This is a genomic window from Streptomyces beijiangensis (assembly GCF_017315755.1).
GTDB classification, from domain to species: Bacteria; Actinomycetota; Actinomycetes; order Streptomycetales; family Streptomycetaceae; genus Streptomyces; species Streptomyces beijiangensis.
The window spans coordinates 1-345 of the sequence record NZ_JAFLRJ010000805.1 but is presented as its reverse complement, the minus strand read 5'-3'; the positions used below and the strand labels follow the sequence as shown (position 1 = coordinate 345).

Annotated in this window: 1 protein-coding gene; it reads right to left on the bottom strand. The window is 66.1% G+C overall.

The genetic code is table 11. The annotated features are described in order from the left end of the window. Positions 1 to 345: M20/M25/M40 family metallo-hydrolase (locus J0695_RS39200; RefSeq protein ID WP_206969627.1), on the bottom strand; the 345-nt coding region annotated here is incomplete at both ends.

Here is a 345-nt window from a genome sequence, read left to right as displayed (position 1 = left end):
ATCGCCGTGGAGATGCCCTTGGACGCGTAGTAGTCCTTGAACGTCTGCTCGATCGTGGGGTCGTCGTCGTAGACGAAGTACCCGGGGTTGGGCGAGCCGATCATGTCGAAGTTCAGATATCCGGCGATCTTGGCGCGGTCCGCCGTGGCGAGCTGGTTGACGTAGTACTTCGACCCGACCATCCCGAGCTCCTCCGCTCCCCACCAGGCGAAGCGCAGATGCTTCGCGGGCTGGAAGGCGGCGCGCGAGACGGCGAGAGCGGTCTCCAGGATCGCGGCCGAACCGGAGCCGTTGTCGTTGATCCCGGGGCCGGCCGTCACGGAGTCGAGGTGCGAGCCGGACATC